The 25,065-nt window shown below is 63.9% G+C and carries 22 protein-coding genes, 1 tRNA gene and 2 riboswitches; of the genes, 16 read left to right on the top strand and 7 right to left on the bottom strand.

Annotated features, from left to right (window positions below):
- Nucleotides 1-179 precede the first annotated feature (179 nt).
- Nucleotides 180-575, top strand: a complete 396-nt coding sequence (locus tag NCS28_RS13400) for a phosphoribosyltransferase-like protein (RefSeq protein ID WP_250514261.1) — start codon at nt 180-182, stop codon at nt 573-575.
- 238 nt (nt 576-813) lie between these two features.
- Here the strand turns inward: NCS28_RS13400 and NCS28_RS13395 are convergent.
- Nucleotides 814-889, bottom strand: a tRNA-Arg gene (locus NCS28_RS13395).
- A 302-nt stretch (nt 890-1,191) separates the two neighbouring features.
- Between NCS28_RS13395 and NCS28_RS13390 the strand changes: the two genes are divergently transcribed.
- Complete coding sequence (locus NCS28_RS13390) at nt 1,192-2,097, top strand: c-type cytochrome (RefSeq protein ID WP_250514260.1); 906 nt, start codon at nt 1,192-1,194, stop codon at nt 2,095-2,097.
- Between the two features lie 63 nt (nt 2,098-2,160).
- On the opposite strand, the gene NCS28_RS13385 is transcribed toward NCS28_RS13390, so the two are convergent.
- Nucleotides 2,161-4,248: a UvrD-helicase domain-containing protein gene (locus tag NCS28_RS13385; RefSeq protein ID WP_250514259.1), complete on the bottom strand. Its 2,088-nt coding sequence runs from the start codon at nt 4,246-4,248 to the stop codon at nt 2,161-2,163.
- A 144-nt stretch (nt 4,249-4,392) separates the two neighbouring features.
- Between NCS28_RS13385 and NCS28_RS13380 the strand changes: the two genes are divergently transcribed.
- From NCS28_RS13380 to NCS28_RS13350, 7 genes are all read left to right on the top strand, one after another.
- Nucleotides 4,393-5,439: an oxidoreductase gene (locus tag NCS28_RS13380; RefSeq protein ID WP_250514258.1), complete on the top strand. Its 1,047-nt coding sequence runs from the start codon at nt 4,393-4,395 to the stop codon at nt 5,437-5,439.
- An 82-nt stretch (nt 5,440-5,521) separates the two neighbouring features.
- Nucleotides 5,522-5,624, top strand: a riboswitch (glycine riboswitch).
- Between the two features lie 10 nt (nt 5,625-5,634).
- A riboswitch (glycine riboswitch) is annotated at nt 5,635-5,766 on the top strand.
- Between the two features lie 118 nt (nt 5,767-5,884).
- Nucleotides 5,885-7,009: a glycine cleavage system aminomethyltransferase GcvT gene (gene gcvT / locus NCS28_RS13375; protein WP_250514257.1), complete on the top strand. Its 1,125-nt coding sequence runs from the start codon at nt 5,885-5,887 to the stop codon at nt 7,007-7,009.
- 60 nt (nt 7,010-7,069) lie between these two features.
- On the top strand, nt 7,070-7,450 hold the full coding sequence (gene gcvH, locus NCS28_RS13370; RefSeq protein ID WP_250514256.1) for a glycine cleavage system protein GcvH: 381 nt from the start codon (nt 7,070-7,072) through the stop codon (nt 7,448-7,450).
- 54 nt (nt 7,451-7,504) lie between these two features.
- Entirely contained in the window at nt 7,505-10,435 is a 2,931-nt protein-coding gene (gcvP, locus tag NCS28_RS13365; RefSeq protein WP_250514255.1) for an aminomethyl-transferring glycine dehydrogenase, read from the top strand.
- Nucleotides 10,436-10,558: 123 nt separating this feature from the next.
- The gene (locus NCS28_RS13360; RefSeq protein ID WP_502801185.1) at nt 10,559-11,662 is read left to right on the top strand and encodes an alginate lyase family protein; all 1,104 of its coding nucleotides are present in this window, start codon (nt 10,559-10,561) and stop codon (nt 11,660-11,662) included.
- Nucleotides 11,663-11,683: 21 nt separating this feature from the next.
- Nucleotides 11,684-13,072, top strand: a complete 1,389-nt coding sequence (locus NCS28_RS13355; protein ID WP_250514254.1) for an L-serine ammonia-lyase — start codon at nt 11,684-11,686, stop codon at nt 13,070-13,072.
- A 111-nt stretch (nt 13,073-13,183) separates the two neighbouring features.
- Nucleotides 13,184-13,747 (top strand): hypothetical protein, encoded by a 564-nt coding sequence (locus NCS28_RS13350; protein WP_250514253.1) that lies wholly within the window; start codon nt 13,184-13,186, stop codon nt 13,745-13,747.
- Between the two features lie 21 nt (nt 13,748-13,768).
- On the opposite strand, the gene flhA is transcribed toward NCS28_RS13350, so the two are convergent.
- From flhA to flgA, 5 genes are all read right to left on the bottom strand, one after another.
- Nucleotides 13,769-15,877 (bottom strand): flagellar biosynthesis protein FlhA, encoded by a 2,109-nt coding sequence (gene flhA, locus NCS28_RS13345; RefSeq protein WP_250514252.1) that lies wholly within the window; start codon nt 15,875-15,877, stop codon nt 13,769-13,771.
- The gene (gene flhB / locus NCS28_RS13340; protein ID WP_250514251.1) at nt 15,874-17,082 is read right to left on the bottom strand and encodes a flagellar biosynthesis protein FlhB; all 1,209 of its coding nucleotides are present in this window, start codon (nt 17,080-17,082) and stop codon (nt 15,874-15,876) included. Before flhB ends, flhA begins: the two co-directional genes overlap by 4 nt.
- 213 nt (nt 17,083-17,295) lie before the next feature.
- Nucleotides 17,296-17,730 (bottom strand): flagella synthesis protein FlgN, encoded by a 435-nt coding sequence (locus NCS28_RS13335; protein WP_250514250.1) that lies wholly within the window; start codon nt 17,728-17,730, stop codon nt 17,296-17,298.
- 99 nt (nt 17,731-17,829) lie between these two features.
- Nucleotides 17,830-18,156, bottom strand: coding sequence for a flagellar biosynthesis anti-sigma factor FlgM (flgM, locus tag NCS28_RS13330; protein WP_502801189.1), 327 nt, complete (start codon nt 18,154-18,156; stop codon nt 17,830-17,832).
- A gap of 179 nt (nt 18,157-18,335) precedes the next feature.
- On the bottom strand, nt 18,336-19,595 hold the full coding sequence (flgA, locus tag NCS28_RS13325; RefSeq protein WP_250514248.1) for a flagellar basal body P-ring formation chaperone FlgA: 1,260 nt from the start codon (nt 19,593-19,595) through the stop codon (nt 18,336-18,338).
- Nucleotides 19,596-19,799: 204 nt separating this feature from the next.
- On the opposite strand from flgA, the gene flgB reads away from it, so the two are divergent.
- From flgB to NCS28_RS13290, 7 genes are all read left to right on the top strand, one after another.
- Nucleotides 19,800-20,279: a flagellar basal body rod protein FlgB gene (flgB, locus tag NCS28_RS13320; protein ID WP_250514247.1), complete on the top strand. Its 480-nt coding sequence runs from the start codon at nt 19,800-19,802 to the stop codon at nt 20,277-20,279.
- A 9-nt stretch (nt 20,280-20,288) separates the two neighbouring features.
- A complete protein-coding gene (flgC, locus tag NCS28_RS13315; RefSeq protein ID WP_035499295.1) occupies nt 20,289-20,714 on the top strand; it encodes a flagellar basal body rod protein FlgC in 426 nt (141 codons plus the stop codon).
- Nucleotides 20,715-20,802: 88 nt separating this feature from the next.
- Nucleotides 20,803-21,462, top strand: a complete 660-nt coding sequence (locus NCS28_RS13310) for a flagellar hook assembly protein FlgD (RefSeq protein WP_284504857.1) — start codon at nt 20,803-20,805, stop codon at nt 21,460-21,462.
- Nucleotides 21,463-21,512: 50 nt separating this feature from the next.
- The gene (gene flgE / locus NCS28_RS13305) at nt 21,513-22,730 is read left to right on the top strand and encodes a flagellar hook protein FlgE (RefSeq protein ID WP_250514245.1); all 1,218 of its coding nucleotides are present in this window, start codon (nt 21,513-21,515) and stop codon (nt 22,728-22,730) included.
- Nucleotides 22,731-22,773: 43 nt separating this feature from the next.
- Nucleotides 22,774-23,526 (top strand): flagellar basal-body rod protein FlgF, encoded by a 753-nt coding sequence (gene flgF / locus NCS28_RS13300; protein ID WP_250514244.1) that lies wholly within the window; start codon nt 22,774-22,776, stop codon nt 23,524-23,526.
- A 35-nt stretch (nt 23,527-23,561) separates the two neighbouring features.
- Entirely contained in the window at nt 23,562-24,350 is a 789-nt protein-coding gene (gene flgG, locus NCS28_RS13295; protein WP_250477211.1) for a flagellar basal-body rod protein FlgG, read from the top strand.
- 30 nt (nt 24,351-24,380) lie between these two features.
- On the top strand, nt 24,381-25,064 hold the full coding sequence (locus NCS28_RS13290; RefSeq protein ID WP_250514243.1) for a flagellar basal body L-ring protein FlgH: 684 nt from the start codon (nt 24,381-24,383) through the stop codon (nt 25,062-25,064).
- The last annotated feature ends 1 nt before the right edge of the window (nt 25,065 follow it).

Below are 25,065 nucleotides of genomic sequence, written 5' to 3'. Positions count from 1 at the left end.
TCGATGCAGTGAGTCGAACAGATTTGGGGACGCGCATCTACGCAGGGTTGCGTCATAGTGCGTCGATTTCGACGCATTCGCATGTGCGACCAAATAACCCCGATTCGGCGAAAGTTGTTCGCTGGCGTAGCCGCGGTAACATATATGAACAAATAACTGACCGCCGGGGAGAATGCTAGATGAGTGAACGTGATGACTTGCTCGTTTCCGTCGCGAACGAGATCAAGACCTACCGGAAAGGGAATCTCCCCGAACCGACACCTGAGCATGTCGATCGTTGGCTTAGGCAGTTCACGCCCGGCCAACAGTTGCCGTTCCTGCGCGAGTTTGAGCACGTCATCAAGCAGACCTTCATCACCCGAAAGAACGTGAAGGACTTCCTGCGTCACCTAGCTACCAATCAGAAGCTGGCCGGGAGCGACCCGAAAGCGTACTGGTCATCGGCGAACTTTCTGAGCATCCAGCGGAACGGGCAAAGTCAGAAGGCGATGCTGAGGCTCTTCGCAAAGTGCCTCGAAGAGGAATTTGGCCTCGACCTGGACGACTGCGGAAAGGGTGGGGGCGACTTCATCTAGCCGACACGCCGAATTTCGGCTCGCCAGTAGCTGCCCCGTTTCCAGATTCCTGCCATCTCTACTCCAGACATTAAGTAATTCTTGTTGCGTCTGGACTATTCTCAACTCCGCCCGATTTCCGCCAAATGGCGCATAAGGCGGGGTTCCTGGCGGCGTTCGAAATGAAAAAAGGCCCTTGGCGTTCGCCTCAGGGCCTTGATTTCTCTAGGTTTTATCAACCTAGCATCACTTCAAATTCTGGCGCGCCCGGCTGGGATCGAACCAGCAACCCCTGCCTTCGGAGGGCAGTACTCTATCCATTGAGCTACGGGCGCATCGGGGAGAGGCCTTGCGTGAGGGAAGCGCCAAAAGACAAACGGCAGCTGCAAGGCCCAACGAATCCGAGAGGATACCTGCTTTCCATGACTTCGTCCATCGCGTGGGCTTGGACGCGTCGCGCGAAGCATCACGCGATTCGGGTAAACGCCCGCACCACCGCCTTCGCCGCCTCGCGCCGACAGTTAAGCGTTCCGTCTATAATCGACCGTGCCTTTCCCCAAGGCGCCCAAGCGCAATGCGGTAGCTGTCACGCTGTCACTGAACCGACTCACACCAAAAAACGGGAGACGAGACAAGCATGAGCGAAGCACCCCACGGAGCCCCGATCAAGACACCCGGCCAACTCATCGCCGCGATCATCGCGGGATTCGGCATTCCGGTCGCCATCATCATTCTGCTCGCCGTGTACGTGAACAACTCGACCCGCACCGGCGCGGGCACGGACATCGAGCAGTCGGTGAGGGAGCGCATCGCGCCCGCCGCGCAAGTCGATATCCGCGACGCCAACGCGCCGCGCGTCTACAAGACCGGCGAGGAAGTTTTCAAGGCAGTCTGCTCAACCTGTCACGCAGCGGGCACCGCAGGCGCGCCCAAGTTCGGCGATGCCGGCGCATGGGCCCCGCGTATCGGCGAAGGTTACGACACGCTTCTGCACAACGCGCTCAACGGCAAGGGCGCGATGCCCGCGCGCGGCGGCACCAGCCCCGACGACTACAGCGACTTCGAGATCGCGCGCGCGGTCGTCTATATGGCGAACGGCAGCGGCGGCAAACTGGCCGAACCGGCGCAACCCGCGCCGGGCGCGGCGGCGAGCGCGGGCGCATCGGGGGCAACTGCGGCCTCGGCTCCGACAGGCGCGAGCGCGAATGAGAACGCCCAGGCCGCGGCAGCCGTCGCGGCGCTGGCATCGGTGCCGCAGACTGCATCGGCGGCACCGGCAGCCGGCGGTCAAAGCGCGGATGCCGCTCAAGCAGGCAAAGCGCTCTACGAGCAAGTCTGCCAGGCGTGTCACGCGGCCGGCGTGCTCAACGCGCCGAAGTTCGGCGACAAGGCCGCATGGGCGCCGCGCCTGAAGGAGCCGATGGACACCGTCTACAACTACGCACTGCACGGCAAGGGCGCGATGCCGCCGAAGGGCGGATCGAACGCATCGGATGCGGATGTGAAGGCGGCCGTCGATTACATGGTGAACGCGGCGAAGTAAGGTGCCATGACGTCGAAGCCCCGCGCGTGTTGCGGGGCTTTTTCATGCGCAAGACGAAGAACGTCAGTTCTTCTGCAACATCTGCTTGAGCATCGCCATCCGATCCTTCGGCGACAGCGGTTTCTCCTCCGCCGTCGGCGGCGGCGCATCGTCGAGCAGCATCTCTGGGATAAACCGCGACGGCTCGCACACCACCGTCTCCCGCGCGCGCTTTCTCTTCTTGCACCAGTTCAGATGCAGACTGCGCTGCGCCCGCGTGATCGCGACATACATCAGCCGGCGCTCTTCCTCGATGCGCGAATCGTCGACGGGCGCATCATCGTCGGAGGCGCCCCGATGCGGCATGATCCCTTCTTCCACGCCGACCAGAAACACGTGCGGATACTCGAGTCCTTTCGACGCATGCACCGTCGAGAGCCGCACCGCATCCGGATCTTCTTCCTTGCCTTCGAGCATCGACATCAGCGCGACGGTCTGAATCAGGCCGAGCAGGTTCTTGCCTTCATCGGCGAAACCGTCGGCGGTGTCGTAGCCGGTCTGCTCCGTTCCCGGCGCGGCTTCCGGCTTCGTGCCCTTGCGCTTCAACCATTCGAGAAACTCGAGCACGTTCTGCCATTTCGACTGCGCCTGCCGCTCGTCGTACGCGTCGTAGAGATACGACTCGTAGTGGATGGCTTCCATCATGTCGTCGAGCACTTCCGTCGCGGGATCGCGCGCCGCGCGGTCCGACAATCGGCGAATCCATTCGCAGAACGTGCGTAGCGGCTCGACCTGCCGCGCCGACAGACGCGCCTCGATGCCGCCCATGAATACCGCCTCGAACAGCGACACCTTCGACGCGCCCGCGAACGCGCCGAGCGCTTCGAGCGTCGTATTGCCGACGCCGCGCCTTGGCGTCGTGATCGCGCGGATGAACGCGGGATCGTCGTCGGGATTCGCGATCAGACGCAGATACGCGATGAGATCCTTGATCTCCGCCTTGTCGAAGAACGACTGCCCGCCCGACAGCACATAAGGAATGCGCTCGCGCCGCAGCACTTGTTCGAAGATGCGCGCCTGAAAGTTGCCGCGATAAAGAATGGCGTAATCGCGGAACTGCGTGCGCCGCTCGAACTTGTGCGCCGACAGCCGGAACACGACGGATTCCGCCTCGTGCTCCTCGTCGTTGCAGCCGGTGACGGTGATCGTGTCGCCCATGCCGTGCTCGGACCACAGCTTCTTCTCGAACAGCTTCGGATTGTTCGCGATGACGTTGTTCGCCGCCGTCAGGATGCGCACCGTCGAGCGATAGTTCTGCTCCAGCTTGACGACGTGCAGCTTCGGGAAATCCTTGCCGAGCTGCGCGAGGTTTTCGAGCGTCGCGCCGCGCCAGCCGTAGATTGCCTGATCGTCGTCGCCGACGGCCGTGAACGCCGCGCGCGGCCCGGCGAGCTGCTTCAGCAATTCGTACTGACAGGCGTTGGTGTCCTGATATTCATCGATCAGCAGATAACGCAAGCGGTTCTGCCACTTGTCGCGCACCTGCTCGTTCTCGGCGAAGAGCTGCGCGGGCCGCAGGATCAGATCGTCGAAATCGAGCGCCTGATACGCGTGCAGCGTCGCGGCATAGCTGCGATAGACGATCGCCGCCTGATGCTCGTCCTCGTTGCTCGCGAGCACGGATGCCTGATCCGGCGAGACCATCGCGTTTTTCCACAGCGAGATGATCGACTGGATCTTGCGAATCAGACCCTTGTCCGTCGTGCCGAGCTGTTCCTGCACCATGCCGAAGCAGTCGTCCGAATCCATGATCGAAAACTGCGGCTTCAGTCCGACGTGTTCCGCTTCCTGACGCATGATCTGCACGCCGAGCGAGTGGAATGTGCAGATCGTCAACTGATTGACGGGAATCTTGCGGCCTTCCTTGCCGGGCGTCGTGAGCGTCTTGCCTTCGAGCAGTTTCGCCGTGCGCTCGCGCATTTCGAGCGCGGCCTTGTTCGTGAAGGTGAGCGCGGCGATGTGTTTCGGCTCGAAGCCGCGTCCTTCGATCAGATGCGCGATCTTCTGGGTGATCACGCGCGTCTTGCCGCTGCCTGCGCCCGCGAGCACAAGACAGGGACCATCGAGATAGCGCACGGCTTCGCTTTGCGCGGCGTTCAGACCTGCGGACATCGTTTTGGGCTTTTGGAGTTTGAGGCGCGCTTTGCTGTTACCCGCGCGCGGAAGGAGAGCGCGATGTTAACACGATAGCGGCGGCGCGGTTCCGGCCCTCGTTCGTGCCACAATATCCGATCGAATTTCCAGGACGATGCCCGCATGAGCACAGCACTAAGAGTCGGCGTAATGGGCTACGGCCTTGCCGGCGCGACGTTTCACGCCCCCGTCATCGAGCACTGCGGCCGGGCGGAAGTCACGGCCATAGCGACGAGCCAGGCCGAGCGCGCACAGGCGGATTATCCGAACGCGCAGGTCGTTCCGGATTTCGACGCGCTGCTCGCCGTCGACGGGCTCGAATGCGTCGTCGTGGCGACGCCGAACGACACGCACTTCGATCTCGCACATCGCGCGTTGTCGGCGGGCAAGCATGTGGTCGTCGACAAGCCGGTCACGCTTTCCGCCCGCGACGCACGCACGCTCGCCGATCTCGCCGCGCAACGCGGTCTCGTGTTCGCGCCGTTTCACAACCGCCGCTGGGACGGCGATTTCATGACGGTGCGCGCGCTCGTCGAAAGCGGACGGCTTGGGCGCATCACGCATTACGAATCGCATTTCGACCGTTTTCGCCCGAAAGTGCCGCAGCGCTGGCGCGAGGAAGCGGAGCGCGGCGGCGGCCTGCTGTTCGATCTGGGGCCGCATCTGATCGATCAGGCGCTGACGCTCTTCGGCGCGCCGCAGACGGTGACGGCGTTCGTGAAGGCGCATCGCGATCACGCGCACGCGCCGGATTACGTGCATCTCGTGCTCGGCTACGACGACAAGGAAGTGATCCTGCATGCGAGCGCGCTGGCGGCGCTGGAGCCGCCGCGTTTCGCGATCCACGGCACGCGCGGGAGTTACGTGAAAAACGGGCTCGACACGCAGGAAGATCAGTTGCGTTCCGGCATGCGGCCGGGCAACCCGGAGTTCGCGAAGAATCCGCCGGGCGTGCTGCGCGAAGTCGATGGCGATCACGACCTGCGTCATGAGTTCGCCACGAAGGATGGCGCGTATATCGAGTTTTATCGGGCGCTGGCGGCGTCGATTCGGGATAGCAAGGCTTTTCCGGTTTCGCCGCAGGACGCGGTGGATACGATGACGGTTATCGAATTGGCGATTCAGAGCGATAAGGAAGGGCGGCGCGTGCCGTTTCGGCAACTCGGCTGAACAGGGTTCAGCGGGCGTGTCCGGTGTCCATCAGACCCGCCCGAATCCGTTTGACAACCCCAATTCGGTCGCGTAAATTCTGCCGCACGCGTCGGGAGAGCGCGTGGTTTCGTTCATGCAGCGAAGACCGCGCCGCCGAAGGGGCATACCCGCAAACTCTCAGGCAAAAGGACCGACGGCGTCGAGGAATTCGTTTCCTCGCACTCTGGAGAGCGGCAGCGGCTTCGTCATGAAGCCAGTTGCCCACCGAAGGGGCGCGCGACGAACCGCGGCACGACCGTGCACGGTTCGCGCAATCTCTCAGGTACCGAGGACAGAGGGGTCACGCATCGCATCCGCTTCGCGGCATACGGCTTGCGCGCTGCTTCCGGGCAGCACGTAAGGCATCCGCTTAGAGCGAAATCTGCGCTGCGTGGCCTTTTTTGTTTCGCGAACCGAGGCCCCGATGACCGACCTTCAACACACGCCCCTGCACGTCGCCCACCTCGCGCTTAATGCGCGCATGGTCGATTTCGGCGGCTGGGACATGCCCGTCAACTACGGTTCGCAGATCGACGAGCATCGCGCCGTGCGCACCGACGCCGGCATGTTCGACGTCTCGCACATGCGCGTCGTCGATTTCGAGGGCGACGCCGTCCGCGATTTTTTCAAGCACGCGATCGCCAACAACGTCGACAAGCTCACGACGCCGGGCCGCGCGCTCTACTCGTGCCTGCTCAACGGCGACGGCGGCGTGATCGACGATCTGATCGTCTACTACTTCTCCGAAACGAATTTCCGCGTCGTCGTGAATGCGGGGACGGCGGAGAAGGACATTGCCTGGTTCGGGCAATTGAACGCCGAAGGCAAATTCAATCTCGCCATTACGCCGCGCCGCGATCTCGCGATCATCGCCGTTCAGGGTCCGAACGCGCGCGAAAAAACCTGGCAAGTGCTGCCGGACACGCGCGCGCAAACTCAGGACATCAAGCCGTTCAACGCGGCCGTTTTTCCGTCGACGGAATACGGCGAACTCATGCTCGCGCGCACCGGCTATACCGGCGAAGACGGATTCGAGATCGTCGTTCCGGCGACGCACGTCGAGGCGCTTTGGAACGCGCTCGCCGCCGTGGGCGTGAAGCCCGCCGGACTCGGCGCGCGCGACACGCTTCGCCTCGAAGCCGGCATGAATCTGTACGGTCAGGACATGGACGAGACGGTCTCGCCGCTCGACGCCGGCCTCGCATGGACGGTCGATCTGAAAGCGCAGCGCGATTTCGTCGGACGCGGCGCGCTCGAAGCGAACGGCTCGAAGGCGAATTTCGTCGGACTCGTGCTGATCAAGGAAAACGGCAAGGCGGGCGGCGTGCTGCGCGCGCATCAGAAAGTGGTCACGCCGCACGGCGACGGCGAGATCACGAGCGGCACCTTTTCGCCGTCGATGCAGGAATCCATCGCGTTCGCGCGCGTGCCGGCGGCTGTTGCGGTCGGGGACACGGTGCAGGTCGTCATCCGCGACAAGCAACTTCCGGCGCGCGTGGTAAAACTTCCGTTCGTGCGCAACGGCAAGGTGCTCGTCGAGCTGTCGTAACGCCGTAGCGCCCGTTCCCTCCGATCAAGAACCTCACGAAAGCATCACAAGGAGCATCCAATGAGCATCCCGGCCGATCTGAAATACACCGAATCGCACGAATGGGTCCGCACCGAATCCGACGGCACGCTGACCGTCGGCATCACCGATCACGCGCAGGAAGCGCTCGGCGACATCGTGTTCGTCGAGCTGCCCGCGGCGGGCAAGAGCGTGACCGCGGGCGATGCGATCGCCGTCATCGAATCGGTGAAGGCGGCATCCGACATCTACGCGCCGGTCTCGGGCGAGATCGTCGCATCGAACGACGCGCTCACGTCGGCGCCCGATCAGGTGAACGGCGCGCCGTACGAAAGCTGGCTCTTCAAGATCAAGCCGGCGGGCGACGCCGGCCTGGAAAAGCTGCTCGACGCCGAAGGCTACGGCAAGTCGATCGGCGAATAACTCATCTCAATGACGATTGCGGCTCGATGGCGAGCCGCAATCGCAGGACAAAACATGAAGCTCGAACACCCGGATCGCCTGATGAACCGCACATCCCTGTCACTCGCCGCGCTCGAATGCCACGACGCATTCGGGCAGCGGCACATCGGCCCCGATGAAGCGGACCAGCGCGCGATGCTCGATGCGCTCGGTTTCGCGTCGCGCGCGGCCTTCATCGACGCGGTGATTCCTGAATCGATCCGCCGCAACGAAACGCTGCCGCTCGGTGCGTTCACGCAGCCGAAGAGCGAAGCGGAAGCGCTCGCGTCGTTGCGCAAACTGGCGGACGAGAATCTGGTGTTTCGAACCTGGATCGGCCAGGGTTACTACGGCACGCACACGCCGGCGGTGATCCTGCGCAACGTGCTCGAAAATCCGGCGTGGTACACGGCTTACACGCCGTATCAGCCGGAGATTTCGCAAGGCCGTCTGGAAGCGCTGCTCAACTTCCAGCAGATGGTGATGGACCTGACCGGCCTCGCGATGGCGAACGCATCGCTGCTCGACGAAGCCACCGCCGCCGCCGAAGCGATGACGCTCCTGCAACGCGTCGGCAAGCCGAAATCGAACGTGTTCTACGTCGCCGACGACGTGCTGCCGCAGACCATCGAAGTGGTGAAGACGCGCGCGAAGCCCGCGGGCATCGACGTGAAGGTCGGTCCGGCCGCCGACGCCGCGAGCGCGAACGCGTTCGGCGTGCTGCTGCAATATCCCGGCGCGAATGGCGATGTGCGCGACTATCGCGCGCTCGCGGAAGCGATCCATGCGGCGGGCGGCCATGTCGTCGCGGCGGCGGATCTGCTCGCGCTGACGCTCATCACGCCGCCGGGCGAATGGGGCGCGGATGTGGCGATCGGCAATACGCAGCGGTTCGGCGTGCCGGTCGGCTTCGGCGGCCCGCACGCGGCGTACATGGCCGTGCGCGACGAATTCAAGCGCCAGATGCCGGGGCGTCTCGTCGGCGTGACCGTCGATGCGCAAGGCAACTCCGCGCTGCGCCTCGCGCTGCAAACGCGCGAGCAGCATATTCGCCGCGAGAAGGCGACGTCGAATGTCTGCACGGCGCAAGCGCTGCTTGCGATCATGGCCAGCATGTACGCGGTCTATCACGGTCCGCGCGGGCTGAAGACGATCGCGTTGCGCGTGAACCGCGTAACGTCCATTTTTGCGGCGGGCGTGAAGAAGCTCGGCTACACGATCGCCAACGACACGTTCTTCGACACGATTACGATCGACAGCGGCACGAGCACGACCGCGCTGCATCAGGCTGCATACGCCGCGCATATCAATCTGCGCCACGTGAGCGCGACGCAAGTCGGCGTATCGCTCGATGAAACCACCACGCGCGACGACCTGCTCAAACTCTTCGCGCTGTTCGCCGAAGTCGCGGGCAAGACCGAAACGTTCGATATCGACGCACTCGATCAGGCCGCGTCCGATTCGCTGCCGGCGCAATTGCATCGCACGAGCGATTACCTCACGCATCCGGTTTTCAATCGCCATCATTCCGAACACGAAATGCTGCGCTATCTGCGCAGCCTCGCCGACAAGGACCTCGCGCTCGACCGCACGATGATCCCGCTCGGCTCGTGCACGATGAAGCTCAACGCGACATCGGAAATGCTGCCCGTCACGTGGCCCGAGTTCGCGCAGATTCACCCGTTCGCACCTGCGGAACAGACGGTCGGCTATCGCACGATGATCGATCAGCTCGAACAGATGCTCGTCGCGTGCACGGGTTACGCGGCGGTTTCGCTGCAGCCGAACGCGGGCTCGCAGGGCGAATACGCGGGCCTGCTCATCATCCACGCGTATCACGAATCGCGCGGCGAAGGGCATCGCAACGTGTGTCTGATTCCGGCGTCCGCGCACGGCACGAATCCGGCGTCGGCGCAGATGGCGGGCATGCAGGTCGTCGTCGTCGCGTGCGATGCGAACGGCAACGTCGATATCGAAGATCTGAAGGCGAAGGCCGAAAAGCATTCCGCGAATCTCGCGGCGATCATGATCACGTATCCGTCGACGCACGGCGTATTCGAGCGCAACGTCCGGGAGATTTGCGACATCGTGCACGCGCACGGCGGCCAGGTGTACGTCGACGGCGCGAACATGAACGCGATGGTCGGCCTGTGCGCGCCCGGCCAGTTCGGCGGCGACGTATCGCATCTGAATCTGCACAAGACGTTCTGTATTCCGCACGGCGGCGGCGGGCCGGGCGTCGGTCCGGTCGCGGTCGGCGCGCATCTGGCGAAGTTCCTGCCGAATCAGGCATCGACCGGATATAAGCGCGACGACGCGGGCATCGGCGCGGTGTCGTCGGCGCCGTATGGCTCGGCCGCGATCCTGCCGATCTCGTGGATGTACATCGCGATGATGGGCGCGCAAGGTCTCACCGCCGCCACCGAAAGCGCGATTCTTGCGGCGAACTATGTCGCGAAGCGTCTCGCGCCGCACTATCCGGTGCTGTACAGCGGCGCGGGCGGGCTCGTCGCGCACGAATGCATTCTCGACGTTCGGCCGATCAAGGAATCGAGCGGCATCTCCGTGGAAGACGTGGCGAAGCGCCTGATCGACTACGGCTTCCACGCGCCGACGATGAGCTTCCCCGTGCCCGGCACGCTGATGGTCGAACCGACGGAATCGGAATCGAAGGAAGAGCTCGACCGTTTCATCGACGCGATGATCGCGATCCGCGAGGAAATTCGCGCGGTGGAAGAAGGCCGCGTCGATCGGGAGGACAACGTGCTGAAGAACGCGCCACACACGGCGACGGTCGTCGCGGCCGACGACTGGACGCACAAGTACACGCGCGAGTCGGCGGCCTATCCGGTGAAGTCGCTCGTGGCGCGCAAGTACTGGTCGCCGGTCGGTCGCGCGGACAACGCGTATGGCGATCGCAACCTGATGTGCTCGTGCGTGCCGGTATCGGAATACGCGGACGAGTAAGGCTTCGCGCAAACCTGAGAGAGGCGCCGCCCGAAAGCGTAAAGCATTGTCGGGCGGTTTTGCGGCACGTTCCAGAACAGCTAACATCTCACCCCGGACCAAAAGCCAAAACAGGGAGTTCACATGGCGCTCAAGGTGCGAGAGGTGAAAGGGACGATTCGCGCGTGCGCGGCGCGCGCGATGCTCGGCGCGTTGCTCGCCGCCGCATCGTCGGCGCAGGCCGCGATGAATTTCTGCGCCGCGCCCGCGATGCAGACGAGCGAGCGCACCAACGCCGATCCGGGTGTGAAGGCGCTGGTGAAGATGGTGCAATCGCACGTGAACGATCAGCCGAAGGCGCGCGCGAAACTGCACACCGAAGGCACGCTGCCGCACGAAGGCATCTACGACGAGAGCGTCGAAGCGGAGAAAGATCTCGGCCTGATGCGCGATGCCGCGCTTGCGTGGCGCGCGACCGGCGACGAGCGCTATTTGCGGCTCGTCGACCGCTTCCTGCTCGCCTGGACGACGACCTATCAGCCGAGCTTCAATCCGATCGACGAGACGAACTTCGAATCGCTGATCCTCGCGTACGACTTGACAGCGAGCGCCTTGCCGGTCAAGACGCGCAACGCCTCGAACGCGTTCATCACGAAGATGGTGAACGGCTATGTCGCCGACATGGACAAGCAGCCCCGGCCGCTCATGGGCAATTACCGGAACAACTGGCAGAGCCATCGCGTGAAGCTGGTGGCGATGGGCGCGTTCACGATCGACGACCGCAAGCTCATCAACGCGGCGCAGCGGCTTTTCGTCGAGCATATCGGCGACAACATCGCGCCGGACGGATCGACGGTCGATTTCGCCGAACGCGATGCGCTTCGTTACGTGACCTACGATCTTCAGCCGCTCGTGACGGCGGCGCTCGCCGCGCGGCGGCACAACCGCAACTGGCTGCCGGAGCGCGCGCAGTCGGGCGCGACGCTCGCCGAAGCGCTCAACTGGCTCACGCCGTACGCGCTCGGCACGAAGACGCACGATGAATTCGTGAAGTCGTCGGTGCAGTTCGACGCCAAGCGTCGCGAGGCGGGCTTGCCGGGCTTCTCGGGTCAATGGGATCCGAAGAACGCGGCCGAACTCTTTCATCTGGCGGCGCGGTTGGACGGCCGCTATGCGCCGGTCGCGCTGCGGCTCGCACCGACCCCGCCCGCGTGGCTCGCGGTGTGTCTGCCGTTGCCGGCGCGCTAACTCTTACAGGCAGGAGCAGTCATGGCAGTCAGCGTTTTCGATCTCTTCAAAGTCGGCATCGGACCTTCGAGCTCGCACACCGTGGGACCGATGCGCGCGGCGTTGATGTTCGCGCAAGGGCTCGAGCGCGACGGGCTGCTGGAACCGGCCGCATCGGTGAAATGCGAGCTGTACGGCTCCCTCGGCGCGACGGGCAAGGGCCACGGCACGGACCGCGGCGTCATGCTCGGCCTGATGGGCGATGCGCCCGATACCGTCGATGCGTCGACCATCGTCCCGAGACTCGAAGCCGTGCGCACGTCGAAGACGCTCGCGCTGCTGGGTAAGCGCAAGATCCCGTTCACGATCAAGGAAAACATCGCGTTCTATCGGCAGGCGTTGCCGGAGCATCCGAACGGCATGAAGCTCTACGCGTTCGATGCACACGGCGCGTTGCTGCGCGAAGCGACGTATCTGTCGGTGGGCGGCGGTTTTGTGGTGACGGCGGGCGCGGCCAACACGGCGGTGCTGACGGCGCACGAGCAGTTGCCGTATCCGTTCCAGACCGGCGACGAGCTGATGAAAATGTGCGCGGAGTCGGGCAAGTCGATTGCGCAACTGATGTGGGAAAACGAGCGCGTCTGGCGCAGCGAAGACGAGATTCGCGCGGGCCTTCTGCGCATCTGGGACGTGATGCAGGATTGCGTCGCGCGCGGCTGCGGAATTGGCAATCCGGATGCGGAAGGGCACTTGCCGGGACCGTTTCAGGTGAAGCGGCGCGCGCCGCAGTTGTACAAGGCGCTGGCGGGCAAGCCGGAGCAGGCCTTGCGCGATCCGCTTTCAATGATCGACTGGATCAATCTCTACGCGATCGCGGTGAATGAAGAGAACGCGATCGGCGGACGCGTCGTCACGGCGCCGACCAACGGCGCGGCTGGGATCATTCCGGCGGTGCTGCATTACTACGACCGATTCGTGCCGGGGTCGAATACACAAGGCGTCATCGATTTTCTGCTGACGGCGGCCGCGATCGGCATTCTGTACAAGATGAATGCTTCGATCTCCGGCGCGGAAGTGGGATGTCAGGGCGAAGTCGGCGTCGCCTGTTCGATGGCGGCGGGCGCGTTGGCTGCGGTGCAAGGCGGAACGCCGGCGCAGGTGGAGAACGCGGCCGAAATCGGCATGGAGCACAACCTCGGGCTGACTTGCGATCCGGTCGGCGGGATGGTGCAGATCCCGTGCATCGAGCGTAATGCGATGGGTTCGGTGAAGGCCGTCAACGCCGCGCGTATGGCGATGCGCGGGGACGGGTCGCATTACGTTTCGCTCGATTCGGTCATCAAGACGATGCGGGAGACCGGCGCGGATATGAAGACGAAGTACAAGGAAACGTCGCGCGGCGGGTTGGCGGTGAATATTGTGGAGTGTTGAGATTCGACGCCTTCGAGCAAGCGTCACTCCAACGACTGAAACATTCGTTGAAAGGCGATCGAGGCGCTCAATGAAGCGGTTAGCATCGGTAGAACAAGAACGACTCTACCGATGGCTATCGCGAACCCATGCGCTCGGTGGAAATACTACTGGGCTCAAGAACACGCGCGACTCAGTCCGGCGCGACTGTGCGAAGACGAGATAATTCGCGCGACGACCACCGACGAGCGGTTTCTCGCACCGTACGTGTTTCGCGTCGCGGAAGCAGCCCAGCAGCTCTACGCCGTTGCGACATCGCGGCCCGAGCGCCAGTCAAACAGCGATTTCAGGGAACGGCTGACTCGCATCATCGCCGAGATCGCCGGCGAATTCGGTCTCGCACACCGCTCCGAAGTCGAACTGCCGATTTCGGGCGGCTTGATTGCGGATCACGTGATCGAGACACCGACGCCGTCGATCATCATCGCCGCGACCAGCGCGAAACGGTTGCTCGAAGGCGAACTCATCCACATGCAGTATCGCGCCATGCACATGCCGGGACATGTGCTTGCCATTGCGGAGAATCAGCAGGCAGTGGGCAAGACCGAGTTCGAGCGCGCGAACTACTACACATGGAAGACCGTGGTCTTCGATGCGCGGAACCTTCGGAGTCTGATCGGTTCCGTGCTTCATTGAGACGGGCAGCGATTCGTGTAATCACGCCCCAATCAAATTCACCACCTTCACATTCCTGGTATCCGGCACCTCGGCATAAGACAGCACCTTCAACTGCGGCAGACTCCTGCGCAGAAACCGAGCCAACATCGCACGCAGCGAATGCTGCACGAGCAACACCGGCGGCAAGCCCAGATTCTGCTGACGCATGATCGCGTTCTGCGTCGAGTTCATCAGCGTCTGCGCGAGCCCCGGTTCCAGCCCGGGATTCGTCCCCGTCGACAAAGCCTGCGACAACACACGCTCCAGCGTCGGATCGAGGCCCATCACCTGCAGATCGTCGGTGCCCGGATACCACTGCTGCGTGATCGCGCGGCCCAGCGCGAGACGCACCGCCGCCGTGAGATCGTACGGATCGGTCATGCGCGGCGCGTGTTCCTGCAACGCGTCGAGGATCGTGCGCATGTCGCGGATCGGCACGCTTTCGTCGAGCAGATTCTGCAAGACTTTCTGCAGCGTCGTGAGCGAGAGCACCTTCGGCACCAGATCGTCCGTGAGCGACGGCGTGTCCTTGCCGATGCGCTCCAGCAGCGCCTGCACTTCCTGACGCCCGAGCAACTCGGCCGCATGCGTCACCACGAGATGATTCAAATGCGTCGCGACGACCGTGCTCGCATCGACGACCGTGTAGCCGTACACCTGAGCCTGCTCGCGCAGATTCGTGTCGATCCACACCGCCGGCAGGCCGAATGCCGGATCCTGCGTCTGCGTCCCCGGCAGCGCCGCCGAAACCTGGCCCGGATTGATCGCGAGCCACTGGCCGGGGAACGCCTCGCCGACACCGACCTCGACGCCCTTCAGCGCAATGCGATAGCCATTCGGCCGAAGTTCGAGATTGTCGCGAATGTGAATGACCGGCGGCAAGAATCCGATCTCCTGAGCGAACTTCTTGCGAATGCCCTTGATGCGCTTGAGCAATTCCCCGTCGCTGTTGCGATCGACGAGCGGAATCAGTCTATAGCCCACTTCCAGCCCGAGCGGATCGATGAGCGATACGTCCTCCCAGCTCGCTTCGGCATTCTCCGCCGACGCGGCCGCGGCGCTCGCCGCGAGCGGCGTGATATCGGTGACGGCGCTCGTTTTCTTCTTCGCCTCGGCGCGCTTGTTCATCGAGCGCGCGGCGTAGATGAGACCGCCGCCGAGCAGCATGAACGCGAAGTGCGGCATGCCCGGAATCAAACCCATGATGCCGATGATCACGCCCGTGATCATCAGCACGCGCGGGTTCTGGAACAACTGTCCGGTCAACTGCGTGCCGATGTCCTCTTCGGTCGCGACGCGCGACACGATCACGCCCGCCGCCGTCGAAATGATGAGCGACGGAATCTGCGCGACCAGGCCGTCGCCGATCGTGAGCAGCGTGTAGTTGGTCGCCGCGTGCGCGAAGTCCATGTCGTGCTGGAGCATGCCGACGATCAGTCCGCCCACCACGTTGATCACCATGATCAAGAGGCCCGCGATCGCGTCGCCGCGCACGAACTTGCTCGCGCCGTCCATCGAGCCGTAGAACTCGGCTTCCTGCGCCACACCCTGACGGCGCTTCTTCGCGGTTTCCTCGTTGATGAGGCCGGCGTTCAAATCGGCGTCGATGGCCATCTGCTTGCCGGGCATCGCGTCGAGGGTGAAGCGCGCGCCCACTTCGGCGATCCGCCCCGCGCCCTTCGTGATCACCATGAAGTTGATGATCATCAGAATCACGAACACGACGATACCGACCGCAAAATTCCCGCCGACGAGAAAGTGCCCGAACGATTCGATCACCTGACCGGCGGCGTCGGGGCCGGTGTGGCCTTCGAGCAGCACGATACGCGTCGACGCGACGTTCAGCGACAGTCGCAGCAGCGTCGAGAAGAGCAGCACGCTCGGGAACGCCGCGAAGTCGAGCGGCTTTTGCGTGTACATGCTGACGAGCAGCACCATCACCGCGAGCGCGATGTTGAAGGTGAACAGCAGGTCGAGCAGGAACGCCGGCAAGGGCAGAATCATCATGCCCAAGATCATGCAGATCAGGATCGGGCCGGCGAGGGCTCGCAAGTTCTGCGTGCCCAGCGCGTCGGGCCGTTTGGCGAAAAATCCAGCGCGCGCGTTCATGCTGCGGCTCCATTGTCAGTGTTGTCGCCAGCCAGGGCCTCCGCGGCTTCCTGATCGGCGTCGGCGTCGGATACGCCGCCTTTGTCGAGTTCCTTCGGCACGTCGAGATCGGACGGTTCGTCCGGCTTCAGGCCGCCATCTTCCTTGTAGCGCTTCAACTGGTAGACCCACGCGAGCACTTGCGCGACGGCGCCGTAGAGCGCGCCCGGAATCTCGCGATCGATTTCGACGTTGTGGTACAGCGCACGCGCCAAGGGTGGCGCTTCGAGCAGCGGCACGTTGTGCTCGCGGCCCAGTTCGCGGATGCGCCCCGCGACCAGATTCACGCCCTTCGCGACGACCTTCGGCGCGCGCATCTCGCCGTCGGCGTACTTCAGCGCGACGGCGAAGTGCGTCGGGTTCGTGACGATCACATCGGCGGTCGGAATCGCCTGCATCATCCGGCGACGAGCGGCCGCGCGCTGTTGCTGGCGAATCTTGCCCTTGATGTGCGGATCGCCTTCGTTTTCCTTGTGCTCGCGCTTCACTTCTTCCTTGCTCATGCGCAGCTTCTTCGCGTGCGAGTAGAGCTGATACGGCACGTCGACGGCCGCGACCAGAAACAGTCCGCCGATCGCCATGCCGCAGCACACGAAGATCAGGTGCATCGCGTCGGCGAGCGCAAGGTCGAGCGGCTTCGTCAGCAGGCCGAGCACTTCGGCCTTCCGGCTCCAGATCGCCGAGCCCGCCATGCCGCCGACGACGATCGTCTTCAGCATCGACATGCCGAGCTGAACCGGCCCTTGCACCGAGAAGATCTTGCCGAGACCGCTGATCGGATTCAGGCGGCCGAAGTTCGGCGCAAGCGGCTTCGTCGTGATGAGCCAGCCGCCGAGGGCCATCGGCGCGGCGAGCGCGGCGAAACACGTCATCAGCAAAACCGGCAGCACCGCGAACAGACCTTCTTTGCTTGCGTTCGCCGCGCCGATCATCATCTGGCGCGAGTCGAGCACGGTCGCGTGATCGAAGGTGAACGCGCCGCGCAGAATCGCCTGCAAATGCTGGCTGATCGGCCCCGACAAACCCCACACGCCGAAAAATCCCGCCGCGAGCAGCGCGAACGACGCGAGTTCCCGCGAACGCGCAACCTGGCCTTCCTCCCGCGCCTTTTCCAGGCGCTTGGGAGTGGCTGATTCGGTTTTTTCGAGATCGCTTTCTTCTGCCACCGGGCCTTACTCCGTTGCTTCCATCGTTTGCATGTGCGAGCGGCGCGAAGCCGCTTCTGGATGAAAGCGATTATTGCGGAAGGCGTCGAGCGGCCATCGACGGATAAGGCCGGAGAAAAGGGGGTTATTCGGTAGATGAAAGCGCGGGAAACGAAAGCGGCGCGTGCCTCGCAAGGAAGCACGCGCCGTTCGGGCAAGCGAAGAAAACGGCGATCAGGCGCCGGGCACGCGGCCGTCCGGGCCGTAGAAGCCGCTCTTCGACGGCGCGACCTGCAAGGCGGCGAGCGCCTTGCGGTTGTATTCCATGCGCGTGCGGATCAGCACACCGTTGTTATTGTTGCCCTGTTTCGCGCGACGGGCGGCGGCGGTGAGCAGCGCCCATTGCGCGGCGATCGCGCCGTCGTCCGCGGCGGCGGCTTCCATGCCGACGAAGCCGCCGGGAAAACCGAGCGCGTTCAACTGCTCGTCGCGCGCCTTTTCGAGAGCGGAGATGCGCTCGGTGAGCGCCGTCTTGTTCTCGATGATCTCGGGCAGCGCCGGAAGCGGCTGCGCGGCGATCAGCGCTTTTTCCTCATCGAGTAGGAGGGATTCGAAGGCCTGAACAGCGGCGACTTCTTCGGTGACAGTGGCAAGCAGGGCGTCTCTCATTGCATCGCTCGAATAGCGGTTTCACAAAAGCCGCCGGTCCGATGAACGCCGCTTGGCCACGCGCGCCTGTTTCTCACGGACGCGCAAGGGTCACTGCGTTCAGCCGCCGGTCGGCGGGGTTCTCGTTTGCAGCAGGTCGCGGGCGGTGCTCAGAATGCCGTCGGCGATCTTGCTGGCGTCCATCTTCAGGCTGCCGTCGCGGATCGCGGCCTTGATCGACTCGACTTTCGCCGTGTCGATGTCCGAGGCGTTCGATGCGCGCAGGTCCGTCGACAGCGGCGACAAGCTCACCGTCGAATTCTTCGCCGAGTTCGCGCCCGATTGCTGCGCGGTGCCCGCGGCGCCCTTCGCGTCGTTTTGCGACGCGCGTTGCAGGTTGTCTTGAAGGCCTGCCAGAGTGGTGTTGCTATTCGATTCGATTTTCACGATGTCCATTCCCGAACGTGTTGAGTCCTTTATCGGCGAGGGTGCTTGAAAACTTTACCCTGCCGGCGGACGGCCAACTGCCGTTCGGCGCGCTCATCGCCCTGGAAGCCTTGCTGGGCGGACATTTAGCGCAATTGCAACAAAATGAAACAAACGTGGGGAACCGAACATAGCCCGCTTCAGAGGGCGATTTCCACGGTCTGACTGTCCTTCACGATGCCGGTGATGATCTGGCCGCCGGCGGTTTTTACACGCACTTGCTGGCCGGGCGCGGCGTTGTTCATCGCGGTGCCTTCGGCTGAAATCGAAAAGCCGGAGCCGCCGGCGACCACGTGCACGTTCTGGCCGATCGCCACCGAACTCGCCGCGCGCAGCATGTCCGTGCGCAACGGCAGGCCCGCGGGCACCCGCGACAACGCGACCGCACCGACGGCCTGCGCCGGATCGGTGACGATGGCTTGCGGCATCGCGGTGATGTCGCCGTCGCGGGCGACGAGATCGGCATTGCTCAGCACTTCGCCCGGCGCGATCGCGCGCGCGGCCGTATAGAACGTGGCGTTGATCGACAGGCGCGCCTGCACGTAGAGCGTCCACGGGCGTTCGCCGACGCAGCGCACGCCGACGGTCATGCGGCCCCAGAGGCGCGCGCCGGTCGGCATGAACGGATCGAGCGCGGAGCAGGCCGCGAGGCCGCGCGGGAAAACAGGCGTGACCGTGATCTCGACCTTGCCCGGCAAGCCTGCCGCCTGCTGCTGCAAGAAGTTGAGCGCGGCGACGCGGATCGATTCGCCGTCCTGCATCGCGGCGGGCGCTTGCGGCAATGCTGCTGCGGGCGCTGCGGTCTGTGGATTGAAGCTCACGCGTCTCATCGGCGAAGCGGCGCCGGCGACGGGCGTCGCGGGACTTGCAGCGATGGGTTTTGCATTCGCGCCGCGAGAAACGCCATCGTCGCGCGTCACGACGACGGGCATGACATCGCGGGAAGCGGACGCAGCGGGAGCACCTGTCAGCGTTGGGGCCGCGACCGGCGCCCGCGCCGGCTTCGCTTCGCCCGCTCCGGGAATGACGATCATGCCGCTCGCGTCGTTCATCGAGTCGTCGGCGGCGTCGGCGCGGGCGTCGAGTTCGAGCGCGGCGTTGCGCATCGCGGCGTCGGCGGCTTTCGTCGCGGCGCGATAGCCGCTCGAACGCGCGATTTCTGACGCGGGCATCGCCGCAACGGGAGCCGCAGCGCGCGATACGGGCGCATTCAGGCTCTTCGCCATATCGGCTGCCGCGGCGGGATTGGTTTCCGCATTGCCCGGAATGACGATCGGACCGTCGCTCTGTTGTGCCTGCGCGAGCACGGCGACGCTCATGAAAAGCGACACGCTGGCCAGCGCGAACGTCGCTGCGACGCGAGCCGTAGGGTTCGATGCACGCTTCGCCGACCTGCTCATCAACTTTCTCCGTACCTGATCTGATTCGAGCCGCGCAAACACGCGGCGACTGTCAACGAAACGAATTCTAGATATCGGCCGCCGCGGGCAAGCGTCGAATAGAGGCCCCGTTTCCCGGTTATTCGTCGGATTAGTTATTGCGCGCCGCTCCTAAGATGCGTGTCATGCAAAAAGGCCTCGGCGCTGCCGACAGGAGAAACCGCAATGCTAGACAGACTCGACAAGGAATTCGCTTTTGGCCGTGAGGCGCTCGACGTGCGCGCGTATCGGCAGGAATTGCTGTCGTCGAATATCGCCAACGCCGACACGCCCGGCTACAAGGCGCGCGACGTCGATTTCTCGAGCGCGCTCGCGGGTGCGCTCAAGCAAGGCGGCAGCGCGACGAACAACACGACGCTGAAGATGGCGCAGCCCGTCAGCGTGAGCGTGAGCGGCGGCCTGGCCACGACGGCCAAGGGCCACATGAGCGGCACGTCGGCGCTTTCGGCATCGGGCGGTTCGAGCGACGACTACGGCAAGCTCGCCTACCGCGTGCCGAACCAGCCGTCGCTCGACGGCAATACGGTCGACCTAGACGCCGAGCGCGTGCAGTTCGCGGACAACGCGCTGCACTTCGAGGCGGGCATGACGGTGTTGTCGTCGCAGATCAAGTCGATGCTCTCTGCGATCACGTCGAACAGTTAAGGAACAGCGATGCCCTCATTGATGAACATCTTCAACGTCGCCGGCTCGGCGATGTCCGCCCAGGCGCAGCGCCTGAACGTCACCGCGTCGAACCTCGCGAACGCGGACAGCACGACCGGCCCGGACGGCCAGCCGTACAAGGCGAAGCAGGTCGTCTTCGCGGTCGATCCGCTCGGCGGCGCGCGCACGGCGTCGGGCCAGCAGGTCGGCGGCGTGCAGGTGACCGGCGTGATCGACGATCCGAGCCCGATGAAAACCAGCTACGACCCGAGCAACCCGGCGGCGAACGCGGACGGCTATGTGACGCTGCCCAACGTCGATCCGGTGCAGGAGATGGTCAACATGATTTCCGCGTCGCGTTCCTATCAGGCGAACGTCGAAACGCTGAACACCGCCAAGCAATTGATGCTCAAGACACTGACCATCGGAACCTGATCAAGACACTCAAGGACACAACGTGAGCTCCTCCAACACCACCATCGGCAGCAACGGCACGACCGTCTCGCAGACGCTGCTCGACACCATGAACGGCGCGTCGTCGAGTTCGTCGGCGTCGTCGAGCTCGGCGACGGGCGCGCAATCGGCGTCGGATCTGCAGAACACCTTTCTCACGCTGCTCGTGACGCAGTTGAAGAACCAGGATCCGACCAATCCCGCCGACAGCTCGCAGATGACTTCGCAGCTCGCGCAGATCAACACGGTGACGGGAATCGGCCAGCTGAACACGTCGCTTTCTTCGCTCGCGACGCAGCTTTCCGCGGGCCAGCAGACGCAGGCTGCGCTGCTCATCGGCGCGAACGTGCTCGCGGCGGGTAACGGCGTGACCGTGTCGAAGGGCGCGTCGTCGAGCTTCGGCGTGCAACTGGCGAACGACGTGAGCGACCTGCAGATCGTCGTGAAGAACGCGTCGGGCCAGATCGTCAACACGCTCGATCTCGGCGCGCAGGGCGCGGGCGTCGTGCCGGTGACGGGCTGGACGCCGGTCGATTCGAAGGGCGCCACGCTCCCCGACGGCAGCTACACGATCACCGCGCAAGGCACGATCAACGGCCAGCAGGCGACCGCGACGACGTTGTCGGCTTCGCAGGTGCAAAGCGTCGTGCAGATGTCGGGCGGTGCGCCGGGTCTCAAGCTCGCGAACGGCTCGACGGTCGCGCTCTCGGGCGTCGCGTCGATCCTCTGATTCCCCATTCCATTTAGGGCGAGCGCGGTCTCGTCACGGAGAAACATCAAATGAGTTACCAACAAGCACTGAGCGGTCTGGGCGCTGCATCGAGCGATCTCGACGTGATCGGCAACAACATCGCGAACGCGAACACGGTCGGCTTCAAGCAAGGCTCGGCGCAATTCGCCGACATGTATGCGAGCTCGATGGCCACGGCCGTCAGCAACCAGATCGGCATCGGCACGCGTCTTTCCGAAGTGCAGCAGCAGTTCTCGCAAGGCACGATCACCACGACCAATCAGGCGCTCGACGTCGCGATCAACGGCAACGGTTTCTATCAACTGTCGAACAACGGCTCGATCGTGTACTCGCGCAACGGCGTGTTCCATCTCGACAACAGCGGCAACATCGTCAATTCGTCGGGCCTGCAACTGATGGGCTACGCGGCGGATTCGGGCGGCGTCGTCAACAGCGCGAGCACGGTGCCGCTCACGGTGCCGACGGCGAACATCGCGCCGACCGCGACGAAGAAGATCACAGCGGCGTTCAACCTGAACTCGCAGGACGACGTCAAGGCAGCCGCCGACTTCGATCCGACCAACGGCAACACGTATAACGCGTCGACGTCCGTCGATGCCTACGACTCGCTCGGCGGCACGCAGAAAGTGTCGGTGTACTTCACGAAGTCGAGCACGAACACGTGGGAAGCGTTCGCGGGCTACGGCGATCCGGTTACGCAGAAGACGGATCTCGGCCCCGTGACTTTCGATGCATCGGGCAACCTCACCTCGGGCAAGACGTTCACGTTCACGATCCCGAACGGCGCCGACCCGACGCCCGGCGCGACCCAGTCGCTGACGCTCGATCTCTCCGGCACGACGCAGTACGGCGCGAAGAGCGGCCTCACGAACCTGCATCAGGACGGCAACAGCACGGGCGAACTGACGGGCTTCACGGTCGGCACCGACGGCATGCTGACGGGCAACTACTCGAACGGCGAAACGAAGGCGCTCGGCCAGATCGCGATCGCGAACTTCAACAACCAGAACGGCCTGCAGAACCTCGGCGGCAACGTGTACGCGCAAACGGCGGCATCGGGCGCGGCGCAAGTATCGGTGCCCGGCTCGACCAACCACGGCACGTTGCAAGGCGGCGCCGTGGAAAACTCCAACGTCGACCTGACGAGCGAGCTCGTGAATCTGATCACCGCGCAGCGCAACTATCAGGCGAACGCGCAAACGATCAAGACACAGCAGACCGTCGATCAGACGCTGATCAATCTGTAAACATCGTTCGCACTAGACGCATCAGGGAAGAAGGAAGCGATTCATGGACCGTCTGATCTACACCGCGATGACTGGCGCGAGCCAGGCGCTCGAACAGCAAGCCGTCGTGGCGAACAACCTCGCGAACGCGTCGACCACGGGTTTCAAGGCGCAGCTCGCTGCGTTCCGCCAGGTGCCGATGTCGTTCGAGAACCAGTCCGCCGATGGCACGACGCGCACCTTCGTGCTGTCGTCCACGCCGAACGCGGATTACTCGGCGGGGCCGGTGCAGCAGACCGGCAATCCGCTCGATGTCGCGATTCAGGGCCCCGGCTGGCTCTCCGTGCAGGCGGCGGACGGCAGCGAGGCGTACACGCGCGCGGGCAACCTGCACGTCGATCAGAACGGCCAGCTCGTTACGGCGAACAATCAGCCGGTGCTCGGCGGCGGCGGTCCGCTGTCGATTCCGCCGGGCGCGGAAGTGACGATCGGCAAGGACGGCACCATCTCCGCGCTGATTCCGGGCGATCCGCCGACGGCGATCGCGGTCGTCGATCAGCTGAAGCTCGTGAATCCCGATCCGGCGACGCTCACGCGCGGCGACGACGGCCTCTTCCGGACCGCGACCGGCGACCCCGCCGACGCGGACCCGACCGTGGTTGTCGCGGGCGGCGCGCTCGAAGGCAGCAACGTGAACCCGGTCTCCGCGATGGTCTCGATGATCACCAACGCGCGGCAGTTCCAGATGCAGACCAAGCTGATGGAATCGGCCGACCAGAACGAACAGTCGGCCAACAAGCTGCTCAACTTCACCTAAGCGGCGAACGCAAGCTAAACAGGACACGAAAGAACATGAATCGCTCTCTCTACATCGCCGCGACCGGCATGAATGCGCAACAGGCGCAAATGGACGTGATCTCGAACAACCTCGCCAACGTGGGCACGAACGGCTTCAAGGGCTCGCGCGCGGTGTTCGAGGATCTGCTGTACCAGACCACGCGCCAGCCGGGCGCGAACTCGACGCAGCAAACCGAACTCGCATCGGGCGTGCAGCTCGGCACCGGCGTGCAACAGGTCGCAACCGAGCGCCTCTACACGCAGGGCAATCTGCAACAGACCGGCAACTCGAAGGACGTCGCGATCAACGGCCAGGGCTTCTTTCAGGTGACGATGCCCGACGGCACGACCGCCTACACGCGCGACGGCTCGTTCCAGACCAACGCGCAAGGCCAGCTCGTCACGTCGAGCGGCTATCAGCTGAACCCGGCCATCACGATTCCGCAGAACGCGACGGCGATCACCATCGGCTCGGACGGCACGGTATCGATCACGCAGCCGAACAGCACGGCCAGCACGACGGTCGGTTCGATCCAGCTCGCGACGTTCATCAATCCGGCCGGCCTCGAAGCGCGCGGCGAGAACCTGTTCTCCGAGACGGGCAGCTCGGGCGCGCCGAACGTGTCGCAGCCGGGCCTCAACGGAGCCGGTTCGCTGCAACAGGGCTACGTGGAAGCGTCGAACGTGAACGTCGTCCAGGAACTGGTCAACATGATCCAGACCCAGCGCGCATACGAGATCAACAGCAAGGCCGTGACCACGTCCGACCAGATGCTGCAGACGCTCTCGCAGATGCAGGTTTAACGCTTCATTCGCTTCATACGAGTCACGAAGATGTCGCCTACTCAAATCCTCTCGCGTACAACGATTGCCGCGCTCGTTGCGGCGCTCGGCGCGTGCGGCCTCGTGCCGAAAGAGCCGATCATCCAGCAGCCGATGACCGCGCGTCCGCCGCAGCCGCCGATGGGCACGCGTTCTCCCGGCGCGATCTACAACGCGGGCTACGCGGGCCGGCCGCTGTTCGAAGATCAGCGTCCGCGCAATGTGGGCGATATCCTGACCATCGTGATCTCGGAAAACGTCAACGCGACGAAGTCGTCGGCGGCGAACACCAACCGCGGCGGCAACGCATCGTTCGCGGTGCCGACGACGCCGGGCATCTTCGGCGGTCTCTTCAACAACACGACGTTGTCGGCCACGGGCGCGAACAAGTTTACCGCCGCGGGCGGCGCGAGCGCGGCCAACACGTTCAGCGGCACGCTGACCGTGACCGTCACGGAAGTTTTGCCCAACGGCAACCTGATGGTGAGCGGCGAAAAGCAGATGCTCATCAATCAGGGCAACGAATTCGTGCGCTTCTCGGGCGTCGTCAACCCGACGACCATCTCGGGCAGCAACACCGTCTTCTCCACGCAAATCGCCGACGCGAAGATCGAATACTCCGCGAAGGGTTACATCGACGAAGCCGAAAACATGGGCTGGCTCCAACGCTTCTTCCTCAACGTCGCGCCGTTCTGAT

The organism is Caballeronia sp. INDeC2, from assembly GCF_023631325.1.
GTDB lineage: Bacteria > Pseudomonadota > Gammaproteobacteria > Burkholderiales > Burkholderiaceae > Caballeronia.
The sequence above is the reverse complement of the archived record's forward strand: the minus strand, read 5'-3'. Positions and strand labels throughout refer to the sequence as shown.